The sequence below is a fragment of the Candidatus Microthrix parvicella Bio17-1 genome (genome assembly GCF_000299415.1).
GTDB lineage: Bacteria > Actinomycetota > Acidimicrobiia > Acidimicrobiales > Microtrichaceae > Microthrix > Microthrix parvicella.
In genome coordinates this window covers 1,086,688-1,111,750 of record NZ_AMPG01000001.1, presented here as the reverse complement: position 1 = coordinate 1,111,750, position 25,063 = coordinate 1,086,688, and the positions used below count along the sequence as shown (strand labels likewise).

22 protein-coding genes are annotated in these 25,063 nt (G+C 66.9%); 15 read left to right on the top strand and 7 right to left on the bottom strand.

What is annotated here, in order from left to right:
- The first annotated feature begins 155 nt into the window (after window positions 1-155).
- The 3 genes from MPARV_RS0105410 (at window position 156) to MPARV_RS0105400 (ending at window position 4,034) form a co-directional block, all read left to right on the top strand.
- Window positions 156-1,688, top strand: a complete 1,533-nt coding sequence (locus MPARV_RS0105410) for a helix-turn-helix domain-containing protein (RefSeq protein ID WP_020377525.1) — start codon at window positions 156-158, stop codon at window positions 1,686-1,688.
- Between the two features lie 45 nt (window positions 1,689-1,733).
- The gene (locus MPARV_RS0105405) at window positions 1,734-2,105 is read left to right on the top strand and encodes a hypothetical protein (RefSeq protein WP_012224320.1); all 372 of its coding nucleotides are present in this window, start codon (window positions 1,734-1,736) and stop codon (window positions 2,103-2,105) included.
- 147 nt (window positions 2,106-2,252) lie between these two features.
- On the top strand, window positions 2,253-4,034 hold the full coding sequence (locus MPARV_RS0105400; RefSeq protein ID WP_020377524.1) for an AMP-dependent synthetase/ligase: 1,782 nt from the start codon (window positions 2,253-2,255) through the stop codon (window positions 4,032-4,034).
- A gap of 28 nt (window positions 4,035-4,062) precedes the next feature.
- Here the strand turns inward: MPARV_RS0105400 and hutH are convergent, their stop codons facing one another.
- The gene (hutH, locus tag MPARV_RS0105395) at window positions 4,063-5,592 is read right to left on the bottom strand and encodes a histidine ammonia-lyase (RefSeq protein ID WP_020377523.1); all 1,530 of its coding nucleotides are present in this window, start codon (window positions 5,590-5,592) and stop codon (window positions 4,063-4,065) included.
- Window positions 5,589-6,362 (bottom strand): IclR family transcriptional regulator, encoded by a 774-nt coding sequence (locus MPARV_RS0105390; RefSeq protein WP_012224326.1) that lies wholly within the window; start codon window positions 6,360-6,362, stop codon window positions 5,589-5,591. The genes hutH and MPARV_RS0105390 overlap by 4 nt, the downstream gene beginning before the upstream one ends.
- A gap of 121 nt (window positions 6,363-6,483) precedes the next feature.
- Here MPARV_RS0105390 and hutU point away from each other — a divergent pair, with 121 nt between their 5' ends.
- The 6 genes from hutU to hutI all read left to right on the top strand — a co-directional run bounded on the left by hutU (window position 6,484) and on the right by hutI (window position 12,991).
- Window positions 6,484-8,172: a urocanate hydratase gene (gene hutU / locus MPARV_RS0105385; RefSeq protein ID WP_051011889.1), complete on the top strand. Its 1,689-nt coding sequence runs from the start codon at window positions 6,484-6,486 to the stop codon at window positions 8,170-8,172.
- On the top strand, window positions 8,169-9,026 hold the full coding sequence (locus MPARV_RS0105380) for a phytanoyl-CoA dioxygenase family protein (protein ID WP_012224330.1): 858 nt from the start codon (window positions 8,169-8,171) through the stop codon (window positions 9,024-9,026). Before hutU ends, MPARV_RS0105380 begins: the two co-directional genes overlap by 4 nt.
- Window positions 9,027-9,078: 52 nt before the next feature.
- The gene (gene def / locus MPARV_RS0105375; RefSeq protein ID WP_012224332.1) at window positions 9,079-9,651 is read left to right on the top strand and encodes a peptide deformylase; all 573 of its coding nucleotides are present in this window, start codon (window positions 9,079-9,081) and stop codon (window positions 9,649-9,651) included.
- Window positions 9,652-9,773: 122 nt separating this feature from the next.
- The gene (locus tag MPARV_RS0105370) at window positions 9,774-10,223 is read left to right on the top strand and encodes a carboxymuconolactone decarboxylase family protein (RefSeq protein ID WP_012224334.1); all 450 of its coding nucleotides are present in this window, start codon (window positions 9,774-9,776) and stop codon (window positions 10,221-10,223) included.
- Between the two features lie 58 nt (window positions 10,224-10,281).
- Entirely contained in the window at window positions 10,282-11,700 is a 1,419-nt protein-coding gene (locus MPARV_RS0105365; protein WP_020377520.1) for an amidohydrolase family protein, read from the top strand.
- 34 nt (window positions 11,701-11,734) lie between these two features.
- Window positions 11,735-12,991, top strand: coding sequence for an imidazolonepropionase (hutI, locus tag MPARV_RS0105360; RefSeq protein ID WP_012224338.1), 1,257 nt, complete (start codon window positions 11,735-11,737; stop codon window positions 12,989-12,991).
- Here hutI and MPARV_RS0105355 read toward each other — a convergent pair.
- Window positions 12,908-13,324, bottom strand: a complete 417-nt coding sequence (locus MPARV_RS0105355; RefSeq protein WP_012224340.1) for a YccF domain-containing protein — start codon at window positions 13,322-13,324, stop codon at window positions 12,908-12,910. The two genes, hutI and MPARV_RS0105355, sit on opposite strands and share 84 nt — an antisense overlap.
- A gap of 218 nt (window positions 13,325-13,542) precedes the next feature.
- On the opposite strand from MPARV_RS0105355, the gene MPARV_RS0105350 reads away from it, so the two are divergent.
- On the top strand, window positions 13,543-14,892 hold the full coding sequence (locus MPARV_RS0105350) for a glycoside hydrolase family 1 protein (RefSeq protein WP_020377519.1): 1,350 nt from the start codon (window positions 13,543-13,545) through the stop codon (window positions 14,890-14,892).
- A 78-nt stretch (window positions 14,893-14,970) separates the two neighbouring features.
- Here MPARV_RS0105350 and MPARV_RS24295 read toward each other — a convergent pair whose 3' ends face one another.
- Complete coding sequence (locus tag MPARV_RS24295) at window positions 14,971-16,041, bottom strand: nuclease-related domain-containing protein (protein WP_020377518.1); 1,071 nt, start codon at window positions 16,039-16,041, stop codon at window positions 14,971-14,973.
- Window positions 16,042-16,074: 33 nt separating this feature from the next.
- Window positions 16,075-17,052: an aldo/keto reductase gene (locus MPARV_RS0105340; protein WP_012224354.1), complete on the bottom strand. Its 978-nt coding sequence runs from the start codon at window positions 17,050-17,052 to the stop codon at window positions 16,075-16,077.
- A gap of 101 nt (window positions 17,053-17,153) precedes the next feature.
- On the opposite strand from MPARV_RS0105340, the gene MPARV_RS0105335 reads away from it, so the two are divergent.
- Window positions 17,154-17,876: a flavodoxin family protein gene (locus tag MPARV_RS0105335; RefSeq protein WP_020377517.1), complete on the top strand. Its 723-nt coding sequence runs from the start codon at window positions 17,154-17,156 to the stop codon at window positions 17,874-17,876.
- A 48-nt stretch (window positions 17,877-17,924) separates the two neighbouring features.
- Here MPARV_RS0105335 and MPARV_RS0105330 read toward each other — a convergent pair whose 3' ends face one another.
- Both MPARV_RS0105330 and MPARV_RS0105325 read right to left on the bottom strand, forming a co-directional pair.
- On the bottom strand, window positions 17,925-18,188 hold the full coding sequence (locus MPARV_RS0105330) for a ferredoxin (protein ID WP_012224358.1): 264 nt from the start codon (window positions 18,186-18,188) through the stop codon (window positions 17,925-17,927).
- A gap of 141 nt (window positions 18,189-18,329) precedes the next feature.
- Entirely contained in the window at window positions 18,330-20,486 is a 2,157-nt protein-coding gene (locus tag MPARV_RS0105325) for an acyl-CoA dehydrogenase family protein (protein WP_020377515.1), read from the bottom strand.
- 197 nt (window positions 20,487-20,683) lie between these two features.
- Here MPARV_RS0105325 and MPARV_RS0105320 point away from each other — a divergent pair, with 197 nt between their 5' ends.
- The 4 genes from MPARV_RS0105320 (at window position 20,684) to MPARV_RS0105305 (ending at window position 25,061) form a co-directional block, all read left to right on the top strand.
- Complete coding sequence (locus MPARV_RS0105320) at window positions 20,684-22,417, top strand: neutral/alkaline non-lysosomal ceramidase N-terminal domain-containing protein (protein WP_031277328.1); 1,734 nt, start codon at window positions 20,684-20,686, stop codon at window positions 22,415-22,417.
- Window positions 22,418-22,589: 172 nt separating this feature from the next.
- On the top strand, window positions 22,590-23,195 hold the full coding sequence (locus tag MPARV_RS22285; protein WP_020377513.1) for a TetR/AcrR family transcriptional regulator: 606 nt from the start codon (window positions 22,590-22,592) through the stop codon (window positions 23,193-23,195).
- 46 nt (window positions 23,196-23,241) lie between these two features.
- Entirely contained in the window at window positions 23,242-24,228 is a 987-nt protein-coding gene (locus MPARV_RS0105310; RefSeq protein ID WP_020377512.1) for a metal ABC transporter substrate-binding protein, read from the top strand.
- On the top strand, window positions 24,225-25,061 hold the full coding sequence (locus MPARV_RS0105305) for a metal ABC transporter ATP-binding protein (protein ID WP_020377511.1): 837 nt from the start codon (window positions 24,225-24,227) through the stop codon (window positions 25,059-25,061). Before MPARV_RS0105310 ends, MPARV_RS0105305 begins: the two co-directional genes overlap by 4 nt.
- The last annotated feature ends 2 nt before the right edge of the window (window positions 25,062-25,063 follow it).

Here is a 25,063-nt window from a genome sequence, read left to right as displayed (position 1 = left end):
GCCCCGGCTGCGAATGGCCGTCGTCAGGACGGTGGCGCTGGCTTACGGGTCCAACAGTACGGCGCTCAGGGGCTCCCAGCTTCAGCAAAAACCCACGGATTCACGCCGTTGCACTGTGAGTTGTTCACAGTGCAACGGTTGGTCAAACTATCGTGATGTGGCGGACCTGTGACGTTGGTGAGGTTGTCGACTTGTTGGGGGGCGACGCTCAGGTGGTGGCAGGCAAAGCCGGACTGGGTCGACAGGTGAGTCGGGCGAAGGTGGCGGCGAATGCCGACCTGGTCGGTCGGGCCGGTTCCAATGAACTGCTGGTCACCACCTCTGAGGCACTGGGCTCGGTCGACGATGGCTGGGACCTGTTGTTCGGAAGCCTCGATGTGGCGGGGGTGGCTGGGTTGGGGGTTTGTCTCAACACCTCGGGCGACCTCCCAGCCGGTCTGGTGAGCGCCGCAAACGGCCAGGGCATGCCGGTGGTCGTCTTTGCCGGCGGCGACGAGCTGGTGGACGTGACCGCGGGCGTGCTCGATGCTCTGCTGGAGGCGCAGGAGCGGCGCTTGGACCGGATCCTCGAAATCCACGAACGGTTTACCCCAATCGTGCTCGCCGGGGGAGGAGTGCCCGAGATCGCCACCACGTTGCACCTGTTGTTGGAGTTCCCGGTCGCCGTGCTGGACCCCGAGGGGCGCACCATGGCGATCGTGCCTTCGGATGCCCTGGATGGTGTCGACCTTGCCGACGCCTCGTGGCCTCGGCAGTCCATCAGCGCCGGACAGTTTGATTACGGCGAGATCGTGGTACCCACCGGCGAGGGCCTGAAGGAGGATGGGCGCCTGGCCATGCAGCGTGCATCGCAGGCCATCGCCGTGCGCATGGCCCATGCCAGCGCCGCTGCAGCCGAACGCGAGCGCTTTGAAGCCACCTCGTTGGAGGAACTGATCGCCGGTCACGCAGGAGACATCGCTGACGTGACCGAGCGTGCCATCAGCTTCGGGTGGGACCTGGCACGACCCCGCGCCGTGTTGCTGGCGTCGATCGACCCGCCGGTGGACCGCGAGGTTCTGCCGACGGTGCTGGGCACCATCGCCGCTGCAGCCCGGGCCACGCTGGGTGCCGACGCAATCGTCTGGACCCGCAGCACCACGATCGCCGCACTGATCGCACCCGAGACCGCCGACCCCGTCGAGCGGCGGGAGATGGCCGAACGGCTGCGCACCGAACTGGACAATCGAGTGGATCAGGTAACGGTGAGCATCGGGGTGGGCCGCCGAGTGGACGATCCCATGGCGATGCCGCAGAGCTACCAGGAGGCCGGCCGGGCCGTCGACGTCGGGCGGTGGGCCAAGGGCCGACATGCCACAGCGGTCTTCGACCAGTTGGGGCTGGAGCGTCTGCTGGCATCCACCCCAACCGAGGAGTTGGCCGAGTTCGTCGAGCATGCCATCGGTCCGTTGGCTGCCTACGACCGGGCGCACGACTCCGACCTGGTGGAGACGCTGGGCCTGTGGCTGGAGACACGAAACATGGCGGAGGCGTCCCGTCGCGTCAACATCCACTACAACACGTTCAAGAACCGATTGGACCGGATCGAGTCGATCCTGGGCCCGTTACTGAGCGACGCTGCCCGGTCGTTGGAGTGCGAGGTGGCCATCTACGTCTTCCAGCGCTACGACGGGCCGTGGTCGCAGTAGCTCGGCGAGGCGACGGACCGGGGCCGTGCGGGGCATGATGGTGCAGTGACGCTGATCGATCTCGCCGTGGTGTTGGTGGTGGGGTACTTCCTCGTCACCGGCCTGACGTTTCTTGTCCGCCCAGAGTCGGTGGCCTTCTACGGCCTCAGCGCCGACGGGCCGGCCGGACGCACCGAGGTGCGCTGCTACTACGGGGCGCTGGCGCTGGGCCTCGGAGCGTTCGTCGGCTACCTGGGCCTCAACGATCTTGGGCGTGAGGCAATCACCGGCGTGTTGATGATCGCCTCGGCCATCCTGGTGGTGCGGGTGATCGGCGCCTTCGCCGATCGTGGCTGGTCCGAGCGCTACAACCGGCTGGCGGTGCCCACCGAGACCGGGTTTGTGGTGGCGCTTGGGGCCGTCTTGTTCTTCGGCTGAACACACCCGGTCACCGGAGTGTTCCGACGGTGCGCGACGCTGTAGTAGAGGGTTCGAGATGTATCCGGAGGAGACGAGATTGTGACCACGACCGATGCTGTACCTGAACCGGTGGCGGGTAGAGGCGGCACTCATGGGCAGCGGCAGGTGAGCGGGTCGCACCTCGCTCCGTTGGCGCCGAACGCCCACCTGCTCGAGCCCCTGATCGAACGGGCTGCCATCGACCCCGACCGGGTCGTTGCCGCAGTGCGGGAGGGGTCGGGCTTCCGCAATGTGACCGCGTCGGAGTTTCATGGTCGGGTTCGAGCGATGGCGAAGGGCCTCATCGCCTCGGAGGTGGCGCCAGGCGACCGGGTGGCGTTGATGTCGGGCACCCGCCTGGAATGGCTGATGGTGGACTACGCCATCCTGGCCGTCGGCGCGGCGACCGTACCGATTTACGAGACGTCGGCTGCCGACCAGGTGTCGTGGATCCTGGCGGACAGCGGAGCGGTGCTGGCCGTTGCCGAGACCTCGAACATGGCCGAACTGATCGATGGCAGCGTCGTCGATCCCGAGGTGGCCTGTGGCGAAGTGCTCGTCATCGACGGCGCCGGGTTGGACGACCTGGCGGCGAAGGGGAGCGAGGTCGCAGATGAAGAACTCGACAGGCGAATCGCCGCCCTGACCATCGACGACCTGGCAACCCTCGTCTACACATCGGGGACGACGGGCCGGCCCAAAGGGTGCATGCTCACCCACGGCAACCTGCGGGCCAACGTGAAACAGAACCTCGATGCGGTGGCGTCGATGCTCGGCCCCGACGAGCGCAGTCTGCTGTTCCTGCCGCTGGCCCACACGTACGCCAAGATCATCGCCCTGGTGGGTTCGGAATACGGAATCAAGGGCACGTTCTCGTCGGGGATCGCCAACCTGCCCGAGGAACTCGCCCTTTCCTCGCCCACGATGGTGGTGGCGGTGCCGCGCGTGTTCGAGAAGGTGTTCAGCACCGCACAACAACGGGCGGAGGCGGGCAACGTTGGCCCCATCTTCGACCGGGCGACCGAGGTGGCCATCCGCTATTCACGGCAACGGGCCGAGGGGTCGGTCGGTTGGCTCACCCGCGCCGAGCACGCACTGTTCGATCGGCTCGTCTATCGCAAGGTTCGCGACGGGTTCGGCGGCTCGATGCGTTTCGCTTTCAGCGGGGGCAGCCCGCTGGGTGAACGTCTGGCTCACTTCTTCGATGGGGTCGGTGTGCGCATCTTTGAGGGCTACGGCCTGACCGAAACCGGACCGGTGCTGGCGGTGAACCGCGTCGACGCCTGGCGTCCGGGAACGGTGGGCCGACCGGTGGCGGGCACCAGCCTGCGTCTCGCCGAGGATGGCGAAGTTGAGGCGAAGGGGCCCCAGGTGTTCCGCGGCTACTGGAACAACGAGGAGGCCACCCGCGAAGTGCTGGCAGACGATGGCTGGTTCAATACCGGCGATGTCGGCCGAATTGAGGACGGGTTTCTGCGCATCGTCGGCCGGAAGAAGGAACTGATCGTCACCGCCGGCGGCAAGAACGTGGCTCCCGAACCGATGGAGGACCAGTTGCGGGCGCATTCACTGATCAGCCAGGCGATGGTGGTGGGCGACAATCGTCGGTTCATCGCAGCCGTGGTGACGATCGACGAGGAGGCGTTCGACGCCTGGTGGCCGGGGGACCCCAACCACGAGATCAGCGTGGCCGAGGCGGTCGACCACCATGATCTGCTGGCCGAGGTGCAGCACGCCGTCGATGCGGTGAACGCAAAGGTGTCGCGTGCGGAATCGATCCGAAAGTTCGCAATCCTCCCGAAGGACCTCACCGTGGAGGATGGCGAGATCACGCCCACGCTGAAGGTGCGACGGGCGATCGTGGCTCAGCACTACGAGCACGTGATCGACGAGATGTACGCCACCTGAGCGGTTTGAATCCTGGGGCCGGCCCCACCTACTCCAGCGTGATGCCCAGGTCGGCGAGCGCATCGCCCAACGCACCGACGCGGAGCAACTCCTCAGCGGCCTGAAGCTCGGGGGCCAGGTAGCGGTCGGGCCCGCAGCCGGCAACCTCGGCCCGGAGCCGTTGCCGCAGCGCGTCGGTGGCGGGGGACGGCTGCAGCGGGGCGCGCAGATCGATGGCCCGAGCGGCGCAGACGTACTCGACGGCCAGGATCCGTCGCACGTTGTCGATCACCTTGCGCAGCTTTCGCACCGCCAGCCACGCCATCGACACGTGGTCCTCCTGCATGCCGGAGGTGGGCAGGGAGTCGACCGAGGCCGGCGCGGCCAGACGCTTGTTGTCGGATGCCATGGCCGCAGCGGTGTAGTGGCCGATCATCAGGCCGCTGTCCACGCCGACCTCCTCGGCGAGGAACGGCGGCAGACCCTGGCTGCGGGTGTGGTCGAGCATGCGGTCCATACGCCGCTCTGCGATCGCACCCACCTCGGCGACCGCGATGGCCAGGAAGTCTGCTGCGAAACCCAGCGGGGCGCCGTGAAAGTTGCCGCAGGACTCGACCCGGCCGTCGCTCATGACCATGGGGTTGTCGATGGCCGACGCAAGCTCGGCCTCGGCCACCGAGGTGCAGTGGGCCAGGGTGTCGCGCACTGCACCGTGTACCGAAGGCGTGCAACGAATTGAATAGGCATCCTGAACCCGGGTGTCGTCAGGCGTGTCATGGCTGGCCACGATTGGCGAGTCGGCCAGCATGGTCACCAGGTTGGCGGCCGAAACCGCCTGGCCCGGTTGAGGGCGGAGCGTCTGAAGGTCGGCTGCGAAGGGCGAGGCGCTGGCCAGCAGACCCTCCACGGTCATGGCGGTGATCGCGTCGGCCTGGGCGAGCAGACGTCGCGTGTCGTCGATGGCCAGGCACAGCATGCCGAGGATGGCGTCGGTGCCGTTGGTGACCGCCAAACCTTCCTTCTCGGCCAGTTCGATTGGCTCCAGACCGGCTTCGGCCAAGGCCTGGGCCGCCGGCTTGCGGACCCCATCGACCATCACCTCCCCCTCGCCCAGCAGCGCCAACGCTCCATGGGCCAAGGGGGCCAGATCTCCCGACGCGCCCAGCGACCCGTACTCGGGAACCACTGGCGAGATCCCGGCGTTCAACAGGTTGACCATGCCCTTGGCCACCAGCGGGCGGGCGCCGCTGTGGCCCAGTGCGAGGGTGCGGGCCCGAAGCAGCACCATGGCCCGAACCACCTCGTCCTCAACCGGCTCGCCCATGCCAGCCGCATGTGAGCGCACCAGGGCAACCTGAAGTGCCCGACGCCGTTCGGGTGGAATCGACGCGGTGGCCAACGCCCCGAAGCCGGTGGAGATGCCATATCGGGGCTCGCCTTCGGTCATCCGGTCGACGACGGCCCGCGCCCGGGCCATGGCGTCGAGGGCCGTGGCGGTCAACTCGACCGCCTCGCCTCCGCGGGCCACGGCGACCACGTCGTCGATGGTGACGCCGGGTCCGTTCAGCTGGATGGTCATGCGAGGTCCTCCCCGGTGACGCGGAGTTGACGCTCCAGCGCTTCGACGGCCTGATTCAGTGCGGTTTCGTGATCGGAGCGTTCCTCTGGGCCGAAGCGGTGCTCCGGCCCAACGATCGATACGGCGATGCCGAGTGTTCCCTCGACGGGCAGCGCTCGGCTGATGGCTGTGATGTCATCTTCGACCGCCCCGGTTCGGTCGACGACCTGGCCGGGGCTGCGCAGCGCCGAACCCAGGGCGGAATTCTCAAGCGGCACGTCCTGGCCAACCCAGCCCACGTGGCGGATGGCCCGCGGGCTCTCTGCGGCAGCGACGTAGGTGCCGATCCGCCCGTCGCTGATCGCCAGGTATGCAGACTCGCCGGTCTGTTCGGCGAGGCGATCGAGGTGCGGCTGTGCGGCCGACGCGAGACGGTCGATCACGCTGCGGTCCCGGAGCGATGCGGCAAGACGCAAGAGGGTGGACCCGGCCGAGTAGTCGCCGGCGGCATCCCGCGCCAGATAGCCGCGAAGCTCGAGGGCACGCAGGTACCGGAGGGTGGTTGTTGGTGTCAGCCCGGCGCTTTGGGCGGCGTGGGTCAGGTTGCAGGCGTGCTTGGCGAGGACGATCTCCAACAGGTCGAGTACCCGGCCGACCGAGCGAGGCACCGCCGGATCTTCCAGCGTGGCACCCTCGGGCGTGGCCGACGTGGTTGCCGGATCTTCGGAAGCGTCCTCGACGGAGTCGGTCGGGCTTTCCGAGGGCGGCGCTTTGGGGGCCGGGGTGGTCATTGCCTGCTCCGATCGTTGGTGAGGTCGCTGCGGCGGTAGAACGCGGGAATGAGAGTGTCATTCCATGACAATGAATGTTGCTGGTTGACAACGTAGCCAAACGTTGACCACACTGCAACCCATGAGTAGCAGCTTTGGAGCGATCGGCACGCCCGTGAGGAACATCTCGGCGCCTCGGGGCACCGACCTGACCTGCAAGGGTTGGCCCCAGGAGGCCGCCTTTCGGATGTTGCAGAACAACCTCGACCCCGAAGTGGCCGAAAATCCCGACGAACTGGTGGTGTACGGCGGCACCGGCCGCGCCGCCCGATCGTGGGACGCCTACCGGGCCATGCTCCGAGGGCTCACCACCCTAAAACGCGACGAGACGATGCTGGTGCAGTCCGGCAAACCCGTCGGGATCATGCGCACCCACGAGTGGGCGCCCCGGGTGATCCTGGCCAACTCCAACCTGGTGCCCGATTGGGCGAACTGGGATGAGTTTCGTCGCCTCGAGGCCCAGGGGCTCACGATGTACGGGCAGATGACCGCCGGTTCGTGGATCTACATAGGCACCCAGGGAATTCTGCAGGGCACCTATGAGTGCTTCGCCGAAATCGCCCGCAAGCGCTTCGGTGGCACGCTGGCCGGCACGCTCACCGTGACCGCAGGCGCAGGCGGCATGGGTGGGGCCCAACCGCTGGCGGTCACGATGAACGACGGCGTGGTGCTGATCGTCGACGTCGACCAGTCCATGCTGCAGCGCCGGGTGGATCACCGCTACCTCGACGAGATCGCCCCCGATTACGCAACGGCGATCGCCAGGGTCACCGAGGCCAAGGCAACCAAGACGCCGCTGTCCGTCGGTTTGCTCGGCAATGCGGCCGACATCCTTCCCCGCCTCCTGGCCGATGGTCTGGACGCCGACATCGTCACCGACCAGACCAGCGCCCACGACCCGCTGAGCTACCTGCCCAACGACCTCACCCCGGAGGCAGCCGCAGAACTGAAGCAGAACGACCCAACGGAGTTCACCCGCCGAGCCCGTGCGGCGATGGCCGCTCACTGCGAGGCGATGGTCGGCTTTATGGACGGAGGCGCCGAGGTGTTCGACTACGGCAACAGCCTGCGCGCCGAGGCCAGGCTCGGTGGCTTCGAACGGGCCTTCGACTACCCGGGCTTTCTTCCCGCCTACATCCGGCCCCTGTTCTGCGAGGGCCTCGGCCCGTTCCGCTGGGTTGCGCTGTCGGGTGACCCGGCCGACATTGCCGCCACCGACCGGGCGGTGCTCGAGGAGTTCCCCGACCACGAGGGCCTCCACCGCTGGATCGAGATGGCGGGTGAACGGGTGGCGTTCCAAGGCCTACCGGCCCGCATCTGCTGGCTCGGCTACGGCGAACGGCACCGGCTGGGCCTGCGCTTCAACGAGATGGTGCGCTCCGGTGAACTGTCGGCGCCTGTGGTAATCGGCCGAGACCACCTCGACTCGGGCTCGGTGGCCTCCCCCTACCGGGAGACCGAGGCGATGGCCGACGGCTCCGATGCCATCGCCGACTGGCCGCTGCTCAACGGGCTGATCAACACGTGCTCGGGCGCCACCTGGGTGAGCATCCACCACGGCGGCGGCACCGGCATTGGCCGCTCGATCCACGCCGGTCAGGTCAGCCTGGCCGATGGCACCGACCTGGCCGCCGAGAAACTCGAACGCGTGCTCACCAACGATCCGGGCATGGGCGTGATCCGTCACGTCGATGCGGGTTACGACCGGGCCATTGAAGTGGCCGATGAGCGCGGCGTCACGATACCGATGAAACAGGAGGGCAACTCATGAGCGTCCAACCGGGCGATCGCAACCACGCGGTCGAGGGTCACTGGGAGGTTGAGGGCGACTACGACGCCGACGGCGCCGTCTGCGTCCGAGGCGCCTTCACCCCTGAGCAGGTGGGCTGGGCCACCGAGGCAATCGATGAAAATCTCTCGGCGCTATCGCCGCGGGCCAAGCGAGCCTCGGCCGACGGCGACGGCGCTTTCATCGAGGACTTCTGCAACTGGAATCGGCTGCCCGCCATGGAGCGCTTCATCAAGGAGTCCCCCGGGGCCGAGATCGCAGCCCAGCTGACCGGGTCCGACACGATCCGGCTGTACCACGACCACGTGCTGGTCAAGGAGCCGGGCACCAAACAACACACCCCCTGGCATCAGGATCAGCCCTACTACAACGTCGACGGAGTTCAGAATGCGTCGATGTGGTTTCCGGTCGACCCGGTGGCTCGATCAGCAACGCTGGAGTTCATCGCGGGCAGCCACCGAGGCCCCTGGTACATGCCGCGGACCTTTCTCGATGACGAGGCCAAGTGGTTTCCCGACGGCGCCCTCGCCGAACTGCCCGACTTTTCCGCCGAACCCGAGCGCTGGCGGGTGCTGGGCTGGGAACTCGAACCGGGCGATGCGGTGTTCTTCAACATGTTGACCGTGCACGGCGCCGGCGGCGTGTCCGGCGTCAACCGACGTCGGGTGCTGTCGGTGAGGTTCCTGGGCGACGACATGGCGCACGCCCCCAGGCGCTGGACCACCTCGCCCCCATTCGATGGCCTTGACGCCGAGATCCCCGACGGTGCGCCGATGGACCACCCGCTGTTCCCGATGCTCTGGACCCGCGCCGACGGACTCGTCGCAAACGCGTGAACAGCCGTTGCCGGACCCTCAGCATGCGTCGGCCTCGGGCAAGGAGAAGGCCGTGAGCATCCGAGAGGTGTTGTCGATCGGCCACCCGGCATTGCGCGAGGTGGCTCAGGACGTCCCGTTGGCCGAGGTGGGTTCGGCGCAGGTGCAGGCGTTGATCGACGATCTGGTCGCCACGATGCGCCACGCAAACGGCGCCGGCCTGGCCGCCACTCAGGTGGGCGAACCGGTGCGCATCGCCGTCATGGAGGTGGGCGACAACCCCCGGTACCCCTACAAGCCCCGCATCCCGTTGACCGTGGCGATCAACCCGGTGATCGAGCCGCTGGACGACGAGCAGGTCGTCATCAACGAGGGCTGTCTGTCGGTGCCGCTGCGGGGCGAGGTGCGGCGCCACGTCAACGTGCGGGTGCGCTACCTCGACCGTGACGGTGCCGAGCACGACGAGGTGATTCGGGGCCTCACCGCCGCCACCTGGCAACACGAGTGCGACCACCTCGACGGTGTCCTGTTCATCGACAAGGTGGACGACCCGGCCACGCTCAGCACGTGGGACACCTATGAAGCGTTTCACCGGGACGCGTTCGTCGAGCGCATCACCGCCTTCGTCGCCAGGGTTGGCTCGTGAACAGGGTCGGCTCGTTCCGAGCATCGCCACGATGATCCCCGCGGGCCGTCAGGGTTTGCGGCGCAGCAGACTGGGGGCCGCACGGGGCCAACAGGACTCCGTCGGTACGGGAGGAGTTCGTCATGGAACAACGGCTCGATATGTGGCAGCTGGCGCCGGAGGCGTTCAAAGCGGTGTTGGCACTCGAGACCTGCGCCAGGAAGGGCGTCGAGCCGAAGTTGTTCGAGCTGATCAAGATCCGGGCGTCCATGCTCAACGGTTGTGCCTATTGCGTCGACATGCACACCACCGATGCGTTGAAGGGCGGCGAGGATCTGCGTCGGATCGTGGCCGTTTCGGCATGGCACGAGTCGCCGTACTTCTCAGAGTTGGAGCGCGCCGTGCTCGACCTGACCGACGCGGTGACCCGGTTGGGCGAGGACGGAGTGAGCGATCAGATCTGGGAGTCCGCAAGCGAGCATCTGAACGAACTCGAACTCACCAACGTGGTCATGGCCATTGCGGTCATCAACGTGTGGAACCGCGTCGCGGTGACCGCCCACACCCCTGCTGCGCCGTTGGCGGTTGGCTAGGCGGTTTTCACGAAGCGACCGGGACGCGGTGCGGTCGACCTCCCGCTCGGGTGGGCCCATGAGCGCAGTCGGCGCCGGGCGCTACCACTGCGACTTGGCGGTGATCGACGGAACGGTCCAGACGTCGGTGTCGATCGAGGTGGTCGACGGCAGGTTCACGTCGATCACCCAGGGTTCCGCGCCCGGTCCTGGGGCCACCCGTTTGCCGGGCCTCACGCTGCCGGGCTTGGCCAATGCTCACAGCCACGCCTTTCACCGCGCCTTACGATCTCGCACCCAGGCCGGAGGCGGCACGTTCTGGACGTGGCGTGACGTGATGTATCGGGCGGCCGCCCGGCTGCAGCCCGACAGCTACCACCGCCTGGCCCGGGCAACGTTCGCCGAGATGGCGCTGGCCGGCGTCACCTCCGTGGGCGAGTTCCACTATCTGCATCACCGCACCGACGGCGGCCGCTACGACAATCCCAACGCCATGGGGGAGGCACTTCTGGCGGCCGCCGCCGAGGCGGGGATCCGCATCACGTTGCTCGACACCATGTACCTGCACGGTGGCCTGGGCGATGCCCCCTCAACGAGCAGCTCCCCAAGCGACGGCTCCACTCACAACGGGTCCCCACAAACAGGTGGCTACCTCCCACCCAACGACGCCCAGCTGAGGTTCAGCGACGGCAGCGGCGACCGCTGGGTCGAACGCGTCGATGACCTGCGCGTCATCGACCCCACCACCCAGCGGGTCGGTGCGGCCGTCCATTCGGTGCGGGCTGTCGATCCTCGAGCGATGACGGCGGTCGCAGCATGGGCAGCGGCAGCAGGGGCACCGCTGCACGCACACGCGTCCGAACAAACCGCCGAGAACGAGGCGTGTCTCGCCCACCACGGTGTCACGCCAGTGGCCGTCTTCTCCGAGGCCGGCGCACTGGGCCCCCGGTTCAGCGCGGTACACGCCACCCACCTCAGCGAAACCGACATCGCACTGCTGGCCGCAGCGGGTGCCACCGTGGCGATGTGCCCCACCACCGAACGGGACCTGGGCGACGGCATCGGCCCCACCCACCGATTCGGCGCCGAGGGCATCGCAATGAGCCTTGGTACCGACTCTCACGCCTCGATCGACCTGTTGGAGGAGGCGCGGGCACTGGAGCTGAACGAGCGGCTGCGCAGCCATCGCAGGGGGAACCACGCGGCATCCGACCTGCTGGAGATGGCGTCCCGAAACGGTCATCGCAGTCTGGGCTGGGACGATGCGGGCACGATTGTCGTTGGGGCGCGCGCCGACCTGGTGACACTGGCGCTGGACTCGGTGCGCACCGCCGGCGCGCCGACATATTCGGCGGTTGAGGTGGCGATGTTTGCCGCGTCGGCAGCGGACGTGACCCACGTCGTTGTCGACGGACGGGTCGTCGTGGCCGACAGGCGCCACGCCACCATCGATGTCCCCGCCGAACTTCAGGCGTCGATCGCCCGGTTGTTCGAATGAGGGCCGGGTTCAACCAACCGAGGAGTCGCTGGATATGACCGCTGAATCGCTGGTGATCGACAACATCGGATCGCTGATCACCAACGACCCGGCGTTGGGCCGTGGGTCACTCGGCATAGTCGAGAACGCCTGTGTCGTCATTGCCGACGACGTGGTCGTCGCTGTCGGGCCGGCCGGCGCGGTCGCAGACCGTCGCATCGACGCCGGAGGTGCGTGCGTGCTGCCCGGCTTCGTCGACTCGCACACCCACCTGGTGTTCGCCGGGGATCGGTCGGAGGAGTTCACCGCCCGGATGGACGGGCGGCCCTATGATGGCGGTGGCATCCAGGTCACCACCGACGCCACCCGGGCCACCTCCACCGCGAGGCTCGATGCGCTGGTTCGAGAACGTTTGGCCGAGGCCCATCGGGCGGGCACCACCACCATCGAGATCAAGTCGGGCTACGGGCTCACCGTCGATGACGAAGTCCGCTCGGTCGACATCGCCCGTGCCCACACCTCGGAGGCGACGTTCCTTGGCGCTCACCTGCTGCCTCGGGAGTACGCCGGGCGCGCCGACGACTACATCGCTCTGGTGTGCAACGACATGCTCTGCCGGGTGGCCGGCACGGCCAAGTGGGTGGACGCATTCTGCGAGACCGGGGCGTTCGATGCCGACCAGTGCCGGGCGGTGCTCGACGCAGGCCGGGCGGCGGGGCTGGGCCTGCGGCTGCACGGCAACCAGCTGGGCCACGGCCCGGGCGTGCAACTGGCGGTCGAGTGCGGGTGCGCATCGGTCGACCACTGCACGTATCTCACCGACGCCGACATCGATGCGCTGGCGGGCGGCGAGACGGTTGCGACGTTCTTGCCCGCCACCGATTTCTCCACCCGCCAGCCCTATCCCGACGCCCGCCGGGTGCTCGACGCCGGCGCCACCGTGGCGCTGGCCTCCAACTGCAACCCCGGGTCCAGCTACACCACGTCCATCTCGTTCTGCATCGCCTTGGCGGTGCGGGAGATGCACATGACGATCGACGAGGCCATCGCAGCAGTCACCACCGGCGGGGCCGCAGCTCTGCGCCGAGAAGACGTTGGTCGGCTTTCACCGGGTTCGGCCGGGCATGCCGTGATACTCGATGCCCCGAGCCACCACCATCTCGCCTATCGCCCGGGTGTGCCGCTGATCCGTCAGACGATCGGCCCGCTCTCCAGCCGGGCGCTACCCCTATGTGGGCACGGAATGGGTGACGACGGCGTCGGGCGACAGCGAGTCGATGGGCACGATCGACCGGCCGAAGGGCCACAGTGACAATGCGCTCAGCTTGAACGCCTGGATCCCGAACGGAAACCCGATGATGGTGATGCACAGCAGCACACCGGCGGCGAGGTGGGCCAGGAACAACTCCCAGCCGACCAGGACCAGCCATACAACGTTTGCTCCCACCTCGAGGCAGCCGCCCTCGGGGCTGGCCACGACGGTCTTTCCAAAGGGCCACAGGGTGAATGCCGCCAACTTGAACGCCTGCACGCCAAACGGAATGCCGATGATGGTGATGCACAGCACCAGCCCCGCCAGTGCGTACCCCAAGGCCAGCCAGAGGCCGGCGAAGACGAACCACAGAATGTTGCCAAGAGTCTTCACGATGTGCCGTTCCGTTTCGTTCGTTCCGCCACCGACTGCTGGACCCAAAATATCAATTCTGGGGTGCGGTCGGTCGGGTTCGTGACGGGCTCGCAGGCATCTGCGAGCGGTGTGGAGGTTAGCCGTTTGCGCCTCGGCGGGCAGCGGTCAGCCGGTTTCTGGCTACCATGCCCGTCCATGACCCCCGACAGTGAGACCCGACGAACGGTGACGTACCTGTGAAGCGAAGCGATTTCGGCGACGACTTCACCTGGGGTGTGGCCTCAGCGGCCTTTCAGATCGAAGGTGCACCCTCCGCTGACGGTAAGGCACCGTCGATCTGGGATGAGCTGACCCGCACCGGCAAGATCGCCGGCGAGGGGGGCGATCAGGGCATCGACTTCTACAACCGGTATCCCGAGGACATCGAGATGATCAAGGACCTCGGCTTCGGTGCCAACCGCATCTCGCTGTCGTGGCCACGCCTGATGGGTACCGGGCGTGAGCGGCTGAACCCGAAGGGCGCCGACTTCTACGACCGGGTCATCGACGCCACCCTGGAAGCGGGCATGGAGCCATGGGTGACCGTCCACCACTGGGACATTCCGCTGGCCTTGTGGCAGGAGGGCGGCTGGACCCGCCGAGGCATCGTCGAGGACTTCGCCCGATTCGCCGAGGTGTGCGCCGAACGGTTTGGCGACCGGGTCAAGAAATGGATGGTGTTTAACGAACCTGCCAGCGTCGCTGGACACCTGGTGCTGGGGCTGTACGGCCGAAAGGGCCTCCACCCCAACACCACGCTGCGCAGCGTGCACCACATCAACCTGGCCTGCGCCGAAGCCGGACGTCGGATGCGGGCCGCGTTGCCCGAGGACGCTGAGATCGGCACGACCAACGTCATGTCGGTCGCCTACCCCTACGAGCCAACCGACGAGCGCACCGCCCGCCGCAAGCGGGCGATCGAGGCCCTGGCCATCGACATGCACCTCGACCCTGCCGGTGGGCTGGGCTACCCGTTCGAGGCCAACCGGCTGCTCAACTTGATGAAGCGCCACATCGAGGACGGCGACCTGGAATCGGCCCGCTTCGAGTACGACTTCATGGGTGTGCAGTGTTACGGGCCGTTGGTGGCGCTGCGCAAGTTGCCCGTCGTCGGGGCGGTGCCGACGATGACGGTGCCCGGTGCAGAGGCGAGGGTTTCCTCTGCCATCGGCATTCCTCAGGACGCCGACGCGTTGCTGTGGACGTTCCGCAAGTACGCCAACCACCCGGTGGCCAAACGGATGGTGGTAACCGAGGGTGGGTTTGGCGGCCAGGATCGTTTGGAGCCGGACGGCCGGGTGCGCGACGACATTCGTATCTGGGTGTATCGCCGCAACCTCGAGGCGGTGTTGGCCGCAAAGGCCGAGGGCATCAACGTTGACGGCTACTTCGCTTGGTCCTATGCGGACAACGTCGAGTGGGTGCTGGGCCGCAGCCCCCGCTTCGGCATCGTCTACACCGACTACGACAACGACTACCGCCGTATCCCCAAGGACTCGGCCAAGTGGTTTCAGCGTCTGCTGACAACCGACGCCGGCGTCGACTGAGTCGCTGTCGGCGGCGACTGGACCGTTGGCGTCGACACCCTGATCGGTCGTTGACACTCACCGCTTTCGGGCTCGGAGCTACCCACCTGCCGGACGAAGCCGGGTGCGAAGGTGCGTTGCCACATCGACCACCCGGTCGTTCAAGGGTCTACCGGAGGTGACGACCTTTGGGAGACCCTGGGGCCAGACGACGACCACACCCTTGACCCGCTGGGGCCGGCGGAGTAGGGGCCATTCGACGCCGATGAAGCACAGCACGCCCCGGATCGCCACGCCTGCGAATTCGTCACCGAGGGTGGTGCGAACCACCTCGATCTGGTGGCGCACCCCGTCGACCAGTTTGGTGCGGTCACGGCCCTTGACGTAAAGCCTCGGGTCGTGACGGAACATGCCACCGACGTCTCGGGCCTCCAGCTTGCCCGTGTACTTCTTGGCGTCGATGACGAAGACGCCTGACGGGCCGACAACCAGGTGGTCGATGTTGGCCCGGCTGCCCGGGATGAGGCGGTCGTGCAGCACCTCGATGCCTCGCACGCCCTTGAGTACCTCACCGACGAGCCGTTCGCCCTCGGCGCCCACCCTCCAGTTGGCCGTGGTCTGCGACTCCGGTGTGATCTTTGGCTTGGCGGTCAGCGCGGCCGCCAGGCGACCCATCACGGGACGCGCTGCCTTGGCCTCTTGGCGCCATCGGGCATCGGCGGCCACGATCTGCTGCTTTTTGGCCAGTTCCCGAGCAGATTTGCGGTTGTACATGTTCTGGGCCGATACGCCGGCGGTATCGGCATCCGCCGGGGGCGCGGGCGTAACGAGGGGACGATCATCTTGGAGTGAGCCGGTAGTGTCGCTGCGGTCGCCACCGGATGGCGGTTGCGCTCCCATGTGGGTGGCCCGCCAGTCCTTAACGAAGCGGTCCAACATGTCGCGCAGGATGGCTTGGTCCATCGTGACCCGACCGGTTTCCAGATTCACTCGTCCGATCTTGGACCCGTCGGGTGCGGTGACGTACAGCATGTCGTTGCCGTAGACGCGCTTGCGCCTGCCGATCAGCCCACCGGTTGCCTGGTTGTGACCGGACGCAGCGATCGTTGAAGTGCGAGGTTCGCCGCTCAGCCGTCGTACCTCATCCCCGCCGAAATGTGTGTCTTCCACTGATCCTCCGCGTGCGACGATGCTGGACCGAGCCTAGGTCCAGGGACGTTGGGAGCGTTCGGCCCAGTAGCGCTCAGGCTCGATCGGGGCGTCGCCTCCAAGGGCCAACGTCGGGTCGCCGTCCAGCATCACCTTGGTGGCCAGCAGGTTGGACTGCAGGTGTTCAACGGTGGCCGCTCCACTGAGTACCACGTCGGCCCACGGTTGGGAGGCGGCAGCCGCCAGTGCCACCGCGTCGGGCGGCCAACCCGTGAGGTGGGCGACGTCGGCCCGGTTACCAGCACCGGCCAGGCGGCCGTTGGCCAGGGCCTCCTTGACGATCACGCCCAACCCGGCGTCGTGTGCCTCGGCCAGCGCCGGTCCTGCCGAGCGTTCCAAGAGGTTCCACGTTGCCTGCACCGTCGAGAACAGCGGGGTGCCGTTCGCCTCCACCTTGAGGGCGCGTCGGATGACGTCGGCCTGGTCGGGTCCGCTGGTGGTCAGGCCGACGCGCACCCCGGTGGCCCGCAACTCGCCCAGCGCAGCGATCACGGCGCCGTCGTCGAGGACCGGCGAGTCCGGGGTCACCGAGTGGATCTGGTAGATGCCGAGATGGTCGCACAACTCGGCGCGGGTCTCGCCGAGTTGTCGCCGCAGGGCCGTGTGGGAGTGGTTCTTCACCTCGTGAGTGGTGGCGTCAGGGTCCCAGTCGGCCACGTAGGTGTAGCCCCACTTCGAACCGACGCTCACCCGATCGGAGGCGCCCAGCCGCCCGAGCCAGTGGCCGAGGAAGCGCTCGCCCAGACCGTAGGAGCGGGCGGTGTCGAAGTAGGTGACGCCACCCGCCAGCGCGGCGTCGAAAACCTCGCCCGCCCTTGCCTCGAGCGACTCTGGATCGGCAGCGCCCGCCAGGTCTTCGCAGTGGGTCTCGTTGATGTACAGCGGTCGACCGAGGGCGGCGGTTCCCAAGCCGATGATCGAAACCTTCGGGCCGCCGTCACCCAGCGTGCGCTGCTCCATCGAGGGGGTCATCGTCCGACGCTACCGCCGCATCGATGGTTTGGGTCGCGCCATTGCAGGGGTAGACCGAGGCAGCGGGTCCGGTCAGGACCCGGTCGAACCAAGGAGTCCAGATGCCCGACTTTTCCCAACTCAGCGCCCTGTTTCTCAACTGCTCGCTGGAGTACGACCCCGCCGACTCCCACACCGGACGGTTGATGAGTCGTTCGGCGGGAATCATGAAGACCGAAGGGGCGTCGGTCGAGACCGTCCATGCCCTCGAACACGTCATCCCCCACGGGATGTACCCGGACCTCACCGAATTTGGCCGGCCACGAGACGACTGGCCTCTGATCCAGGCAAAAATCATGGCCGCCGACATCTTCGTCATGGGCACGCCGATCTGGCTGGGCGTGAAGTCCAGCGTGGCCACCCTGGCCGTCGAGCGCATGTACGCCTCGAGTGGCGAGACCAATGACAAGGGCCAGTACCTGTACTACGGCAAGACCGCCGGTTGCATCGTCACCGGCAACGAGGACGGGGTGAAGGCGTGCTCAATGGACATTCTCTACGCCATGTCCCACATCGGCTACACGATTCCGCCGCAGGCCGACTGCGGCTGGATCGGCGAAGTGGGGCCGGGCCCCAGCTACGGGGACGTCGTCGAGGGTTCAGACACGCCAACCGGTTTCGACAGCGACTTCACCAACCGGAACTGCACGTTCATGACGTGGAACCTGATGCACACTGCCGCCATGTTGCGTGCCAACGGCGGTATCCCCACCGACGGCAACCGCGCCGAGGATTATCAGAACTTCACGAACGCCGCCGACCAGTCACCTGAACCGATCGGCTGAACCGTCCCGCCCCGGTCGGGGAAACCGACCGGGGGTGCGGGTTGCGAGCTACTCGACCTCGATGAAGATGCACTCGCCGGGGCACTCCTCGGCGGCCTCGATGACGCTTTCGATCTCCCCATCGGGGATTCGGGCCTGACCATCGGGACCGGCGGGGTTGGTGTCACCGTCAAACTTCTTCTCGGTGCCGAAGTTTTTCGCCGACTCCTTCACGTAGTAGAGGCCGTCGTCCTGCGCGAAGAACACCTCTGGGGCAATCTCCTCACACAGGCCGTCGCCGGTGCACAGGTCCTGGTCAATCCATACGTGCATGAAATCGTCTCCTCCCGCCGATCTGGCGGGGTCTCGAATGGCTGTGGCGAACAAACCGAGCCGGTTGTCAGGGCTCACAGTCAACCACCGGATGAACACACCAGGCTAACCGAGCGGCTCGGACACGCCCCCTCGGCGACGTCAGTTGATCAGCGGGTCTCGGGGCATGCCCAGGATGCGCTCGCCAATCTGGTTGCGCTTGATCTCAGACGTTCCGCCGGCGATCGACAACGCCCGGTGCATGAGCACCATCGGGTTGCTGATCGCCCCCATCCCATCCATGAACACCGAATCCGGGCCGTAGCACTCCGTGAGAATCGAGGCGGCGTCGTGGCCGATCTCGGAAAGCACCAGCTTGGTGATCGCTCCGCCCACCCCAGGATCGGCACCGGCGACCGCACGGTTGGCAGCACGCAGGTTCATCAGACCCATCGAGTGGTGCTCGGCGATGTAGTGGCCGACGCGGGCAGCGCCACCCGCCAGACGGTCGGGGTGCTCGTCGAAGGCCGACAACAGCAGTTCCGGAGGCATCGCCATGCCGCCATCGCCGCTGCCGATGCTGACGCTTTCATTTCCGAGGGTGGCCCGGGCCACGGTCCAGCCACCGTCGACGGGCCCCACCACGTCGTCGTCGGGAACGAACACGTCGCTGAAGAAGACCTCGTTGAACTCCTTGCCGCCGTTGACCATCTTCAGCGGACGCACCTCGACGCCTTCAGCGTGCATGTCGATCACCATCATCGTGATGCCGTCATGCTTCGCAGCGTCCGGGTTGGTGCGCACGGTGGCGAAACCCATCCCCGAATAGTGGGCGCCCGAGGTCCACACCTTCTGGCCGTTCACCAGCCAGCCGCCGTCAACCCGGGTGCCCTTGGTGGTGACCCCGGCTGCATCCGACCCGGCGTCGGGCTCGGAGAACAGCTGACACCACACGACCTCCTGGTCGAGGGCGGGCTTCACCCAGCGGGCCACCTGATCCTCGGTGCCGTACTGGATGAGGGTGAGGATGTTCCATCCGGTGATGCCGTAGCTGGGACGAGACACCTTCGCGGTGCCGAACTCCTGCTCGATCACCAACTGCTCGACGGCACCCGCCGCCCGTCCGAAGGGCTTGGGCCAGTTCGGCATGGCGTAACCGGTCTCGACCATCCGGGCCTTGCGCTCATCCTCGGAGAGCCCCGAGATCGAGTCGACGAAGCTGCGGACCTCCGCGCGGATCGTCTCGGCCTCCGGCGGCAACTCGACGGTTTTGGCCCGCGCAACCCCGGCGCGTGAGAGGTCCACCAGGTCGGCCGCCGCACCGTCGGCATCGAGGAAGTACAACAGCGTGGTGGCGCGCCTCATGAACAGGTGGGCTTCGTGCTCCCATGTGATGGCGATGCCGCCGTGCACCTGGGTGTTGAGGTTGGCGCACAGGTCGGCGGCAGGTGCGGCCAGGGCGGCGGCGACCGCGGCGGCGTAGCTCAGCTGATCGCCGCCGGTGGAAGCGGCGCGGGCGGCGTCCCAGACGGCGCAGGTGGCCATTTCGGTGGCGACCGCCATGTTGGCGCAGTGGTGCTTGACCGCCTGGAACATGGCGATCGGCCGACCGAACTGCTCGCGCTCGTTGGCGTAGGCCGCCGCCGACTCGGTGCACTCGGCGGCAATGCCCACCGCATCGGCGGCCAGGATCACCCGGCTGAGGTCGCGCAGCGCAGTCGCTCCGCCGGTCAACACGGTGACTGCCGTGTTGTCGAGGGTGATCCGGGCCGAGCGTCGGGACGGATCGAGGTTGGGCGGGGTCTCCACGGTGACGCCGTCGGCGCTCGTGTCGACGATGACCACATCGTCACCAACTGCAACCAGCACGATTTTGGCCAACGCTCCACCGAGCACCACCCCGGCGCTGCCGGACGCAGTGTGGCCGTCGATGGTCACGTCGCCGTGGAGGGCAACGGCACCGGTGAGCGAGCCGTCGCCAAGACCTGGCAGGAGCTTGGCGCAGGTGGCCTCGTCCCCGATGGCGGCCAATGCGGCGCTGGCGATCACCGTTGGCACGAACGGCCCCGGTGCCACCCGACGGCCCAGTTCCTCGACGACGACCACCAACTCCTCCAGGCCAAACCCGGAGCCGCCGTGGGCTTCGGGCAGATGCAGCCCCAGCCAGCCGAGGCCGGCGATCTCATTCCACACCGCGGGCAGGGCCTCCTCGTCGGCTTCGAGCAGCGCGTGGTTGGCCTCCAACAGTTCCCGCTTGCGGGCGAGGTCGGCGACGGTTTCGCCGAGTGCCAGATGGTCTTCGGTGATGGCGATGGCCATGGGGGGCGTGCTCCTGGTGATGGAAGTGGCTAGAAACGAAGCGCGACCCTATTCCCGCGTTGCCGTGCTGTGCGACGTGAGCCGCTTCCGTTGCTCACAACCAGTTCCGTTGCTCACGACCGGTTCCGTTGCCTCCCGCATCGCTGAGCGGGAGGCGGGGGCGCGTAGGGTCGGTATCTCGACGACTTGGGGTGTTGATGTACCAACTGGGATGGGCAAAGGCCGATATCGGTATCGAACCTGCGGGTCGGGCCATGTGTGGCTACGGCATGTGGGATCACCGGGCCCGGGGGCAGCAGACACCGCTCTATGCCCGCGCCTGGTGGGTGGGCGGCGCCGACGGGCGGGCGGCGATCATCTGCGTCCTCGACATGGCCATGGTCACCCACTCCATGCGAGCAGGCGTGGTCGATGCCCTGACGGCCGAACTGGGCGACGACTTCAACCCGGAGACCTTCGTTTTGGCGTGCACCCACAGCCACTCCACACCGGGCGGATGTGGTCATGAAGCCATGTACAACATCGTGACCCCGGGGTTCGTGCCCGAACACCTTGAGGCGGTGGTGCGGGCGTGCGCCACCGCCGTCACCGGCGCCAAGGCGGCGGCGGCCCCCACCGAGCTCACCCTGGATGCCTCCGAGTTCGCGCCCAGTGACGATGTGGCATGGAACCGTTCGCTGGGGTCGTACCTGGCAAATCCCGAGGCGATGCCGCTGACCGAGACCGAAACCCACCTGGCGCTGGACCGCACCATGTCGGTGCTGACCGCTCGGCGTGACGGCAAGCCGGCCTCCTTGCTCAGCCTCTTCGGCGTGCACTGCACCAGCCTGGGCAACTCGCTGGAACGACACGATGGTGACAACAAGGGCTACGCCGCAGCGTATGTGGAGCAGGCCCTGGCATCCGACGGTGGGGGAGAAGACGAATCGGTCGCCATCTTCGCCCAGGCCACCGCGGGCGACGTGTCACCGCACTTTCACGGCCCCGGCGATGTGGCCCGTCGCAATCGAATCTCCGGCGAGGCCGAGTACGTCGAGGCGCGGCGCAACGGCGACCTGCAAGGCGAGACGGCCCTGGCCGCAACGAGCTCGACGCACGGCAGGGGGTCTGGCGTCGACGGCCCGATCGACGGGGTGATGACCTACCTGGATCTCACCGAGCAGACCGCCGATCCGCGGTTTGTCGACGGGCACCCCAACGCCCGCACCGGCGAGCCCTGCCATGGGGTGGCGTTCTTTGCCGGAACCCGCGTGGATGGTCCCGGCATGCCCAAGGCGATCGCGGTTGCTGCCCGGGCGCAGTCGAAGCTGCTGCGACGCCGCCGTCTGCGGGGGCTTGCCAAGCTGCCGGTCGAGGAGGCCGAGCGGCTGCGACGCATGTACGAGGCGCAGGACCCCAAAGACATCCTGATGGAGGCAAAGCCCAAGCTGCAGCTGGGCACGCCGATCGACCGCGTGCGACTCCCCGACTGGGCAGACCCGTCGCTCGCCGAGATGAAGCGGCAGGCCAGGATCGGGGCGTTGAAGACCAGCTCGATGGTGCCCACCGTGCTGCCGATTCAGATCGTGCGGATCGGACAACTGGCGCTGATCTGCTGCCCGGGCGAGTTCACCACGGTCGCGGGTCGGCGCGTGGTGGAAACGGTGCGTGCGGCGCTCGATGGCCACGGGGTCACCGAGGTGCTGATCATGACGTACTGCAACGACTACATGGGCTACGTCACCACCCACCAGGAATACGAGCAGCAGGCCTACGAGGGCGGTCACACCATCTTCGGTCGTTGGACCTTGGGAGCGTTCCAGACCCAGTTCGAGAAGCTCGCTCAACAACTGGCGATGCCCTCGGACGACCGTGATTACGACCGGGACACCCGGCCGGCTCCCCAACCCGCCGACGAGCTGGCGCTGCGGAGCAACCTCCCGGTTCCCTAGCCGCGAGGCGCAGGCTGTCCTTCGGCAGGTTGGCTGAAGCGCCAACCGAGGGCCACATCCTCGCTGGGAAGCGAGCGCGAGACCCGGGTGATTCGCACCTGAAATCAGGCTGCATCACCGGTCGATATCCGAGAGATTTAGTGACGCACTCACCCGTTGTAGGGTCGTGGTCATGGCAACCGCCGGACTCCCTTCGCCGCCGTTGAGTAAGGGAGAGCAGACTCGCCAGGACATCCTGCAGGCCGCCATTGTCAGATTTGGCCGAGATGGGTTCCGCGGTACGTCGGTTGCCGATATTGCGCGCGACGCCAACGTGAGCGGAACGGCCGCGTATGCGTACTTCAACAACAAAAAGGCGCTGTTCCTTGCTGCCCTGGACGAGGATGCTGCGGCGGCCATCTCCGAAGGTATGGCCATCGTCTTTGACGAATCGGTGGATCATCGCTGGAGGGACGGGTTGCTGTTCAGCCTGGTGGGGTCGGTGAGTCGCCACCCGCTGGCCCGTCGCGTGCTGGCCAACCACGAGCCGGATGTGCTTGATCGGGTGGTCGACCTGCCGGCCCTGGCCGAGCTGCGCAAGGCGGTGGCGGCCCGGCTGAGTGTCGAGCAGTCCGAGGGCACGGTGCGTCCAGACATCGACGCTGCGGTGGTTGGTGCCGGGCTGGTGTCGATCATCTTGTCGCTGCTGATGACCATGACGCAGTTGGGGGAACATGCGCCGGAGGATCAGGCGACCGACGTTCTTGCGGTGTTCGAGGCGGCCCTGACCATTCGCTAGACGCAGAGTTGTGCCACCTGCGAACTATTCGCAGTAACGTGACGGCATGTTGCGTACTCTGCAAGCGTTCGCCGTTCTGGTTGTCGTGGCGGCTTCGGCCTGCAGCGGGGGGTCGGACACGGCCACCGACGGCAGGCCGGTCATCGTCACCACGGTGGCACCGATCACCAGCATCGTTTCCAGCGTGGTCGGAGATCGGGCAACGGTCACGGGAATCGTTCCGGAGGGCAGCGACAGCCACACCTTTGAACCGAAGCCAAGCGCCGCCGAGGTGCTGTCGAAGGCGGACGTGGTGTATATGAACGGGTTGCAATTGGAAGAGCCCACCAAGAAGCTGGCCCAGGCCAACCTGGCCGACGGCGCGGAGGTGGTGGAGTTGGGGACACAGGCGATACCTGAGAGTGAGTACCTGTATGACTTCTCCTTCCCGCGTTCCGGGGGAAAGCCCAACCCGCATCTGTGGACCGACCCGCCGTTGGCAAAGCGCTACGCCGAGATCGTCAAGGACGACGTATCGAAGCGTGATCCGAAGAACGCCGACTATTACGACACCAACTACCAGCGCTTCGCCGCCCAGGTCGACGAGTTGGATGCCGCCATGCGCACCTCGTTCAAGACGATTCCCAACCGGCGGCTGCTGACCTACCACGACGCCTACGCCTATTTCGCGAAGACCTACGACTGGAAGGTTGTCGGCGCCATTCAGGTCTCGGACTTTGAGGATCCAACTCCGAAGGAGGTGGCGTCGCTGGTCGGGCAGGTGAAGCGGGAGAAGGTGCCGGCGATCTTCGGGTCGGAGGTGTTTCCCAGCCCGGTGCTGAAGCAGATCGGCCGCGAGGCCGACGTTCGCTACGTCGACGTGCTGCGCGACGACGACCTGCCCGGCGAGCCCGGCGAACCAGAGCACTCGTGGATGGGGCTGATGCGCTTCGACTTCATCACCATGACCGAGGCCCTTGATGGGGACGCCACCGCGCTGAAGGCCGTGGCGGTCGGTGACGGCGTTGAGGACAAGGCCGACTACCCGCAATGACGTCGGCTGTAGCGGGCGAACTGGTCCGTCTCGAGGGCGTCAGCTGTCGATACGGCGGGGACCCGGTGCTCTCCGACGTCAGCCTGAGCGTGGGCGCAGGGGAGTTCATCGGCGTGGTTGGCCCGTCCGGCTCAGGTAAGAGCACGTTGTTGAAAGCCATCTTGGGCATGGTGAAGCCGTTGGCGGGTTCGGTGTATCGGCGCCCTGGCGTTCGTGTTGGGTACGTGCCTCAGGTGGAGACGGTGGACTGGTCGTTTCCGGTCACGGTGGCCGAATGCGTGCTGATGGCCAGAGCCCGCCGCAGCGGTGGGGGATTTCGGCGCTGGGCGCCCTGGCCGGATCGCACCGAACGCATGGAGGTGGACGCCGTGCTGGCCCGCCTTGGGATCGCCGAGTTGGCTGATCGCCACATCCGCCACCTCTCCGGTGGTCAACAGCAGCGCGTGTTCGTGGCCCGGGCGTTACTCGGCCGTCCCGAACTCTTGCTGATGGATGAGCCGACCTCGGGGGTGGATGTCGCCACCCGTCACGAGTTCCTCCACCTTCTGCGCGACCTCAACCAGCCAGGCCCGAGTTCGCGGGATCAGCACGAAGACGGGCTCGCCATCGTGTTGACCACCCACGATCTCAACGGTATTGCCACCCACCTTCCGCACGTGGTGTGCCTCAACACCGAGGTGATCGGTGCCGGTGCCCCGCACGACGTCCTGACGGCGGAGGTGCTGGAACGCACCTACGGCGCCCGCATGGACGTGCTCGAACACGCCGGCATGCCCTTTGTCGTTGAGCACCACGAACTGGTTGCAGCCCCGATCGACAGGATTGGGGCCTGACC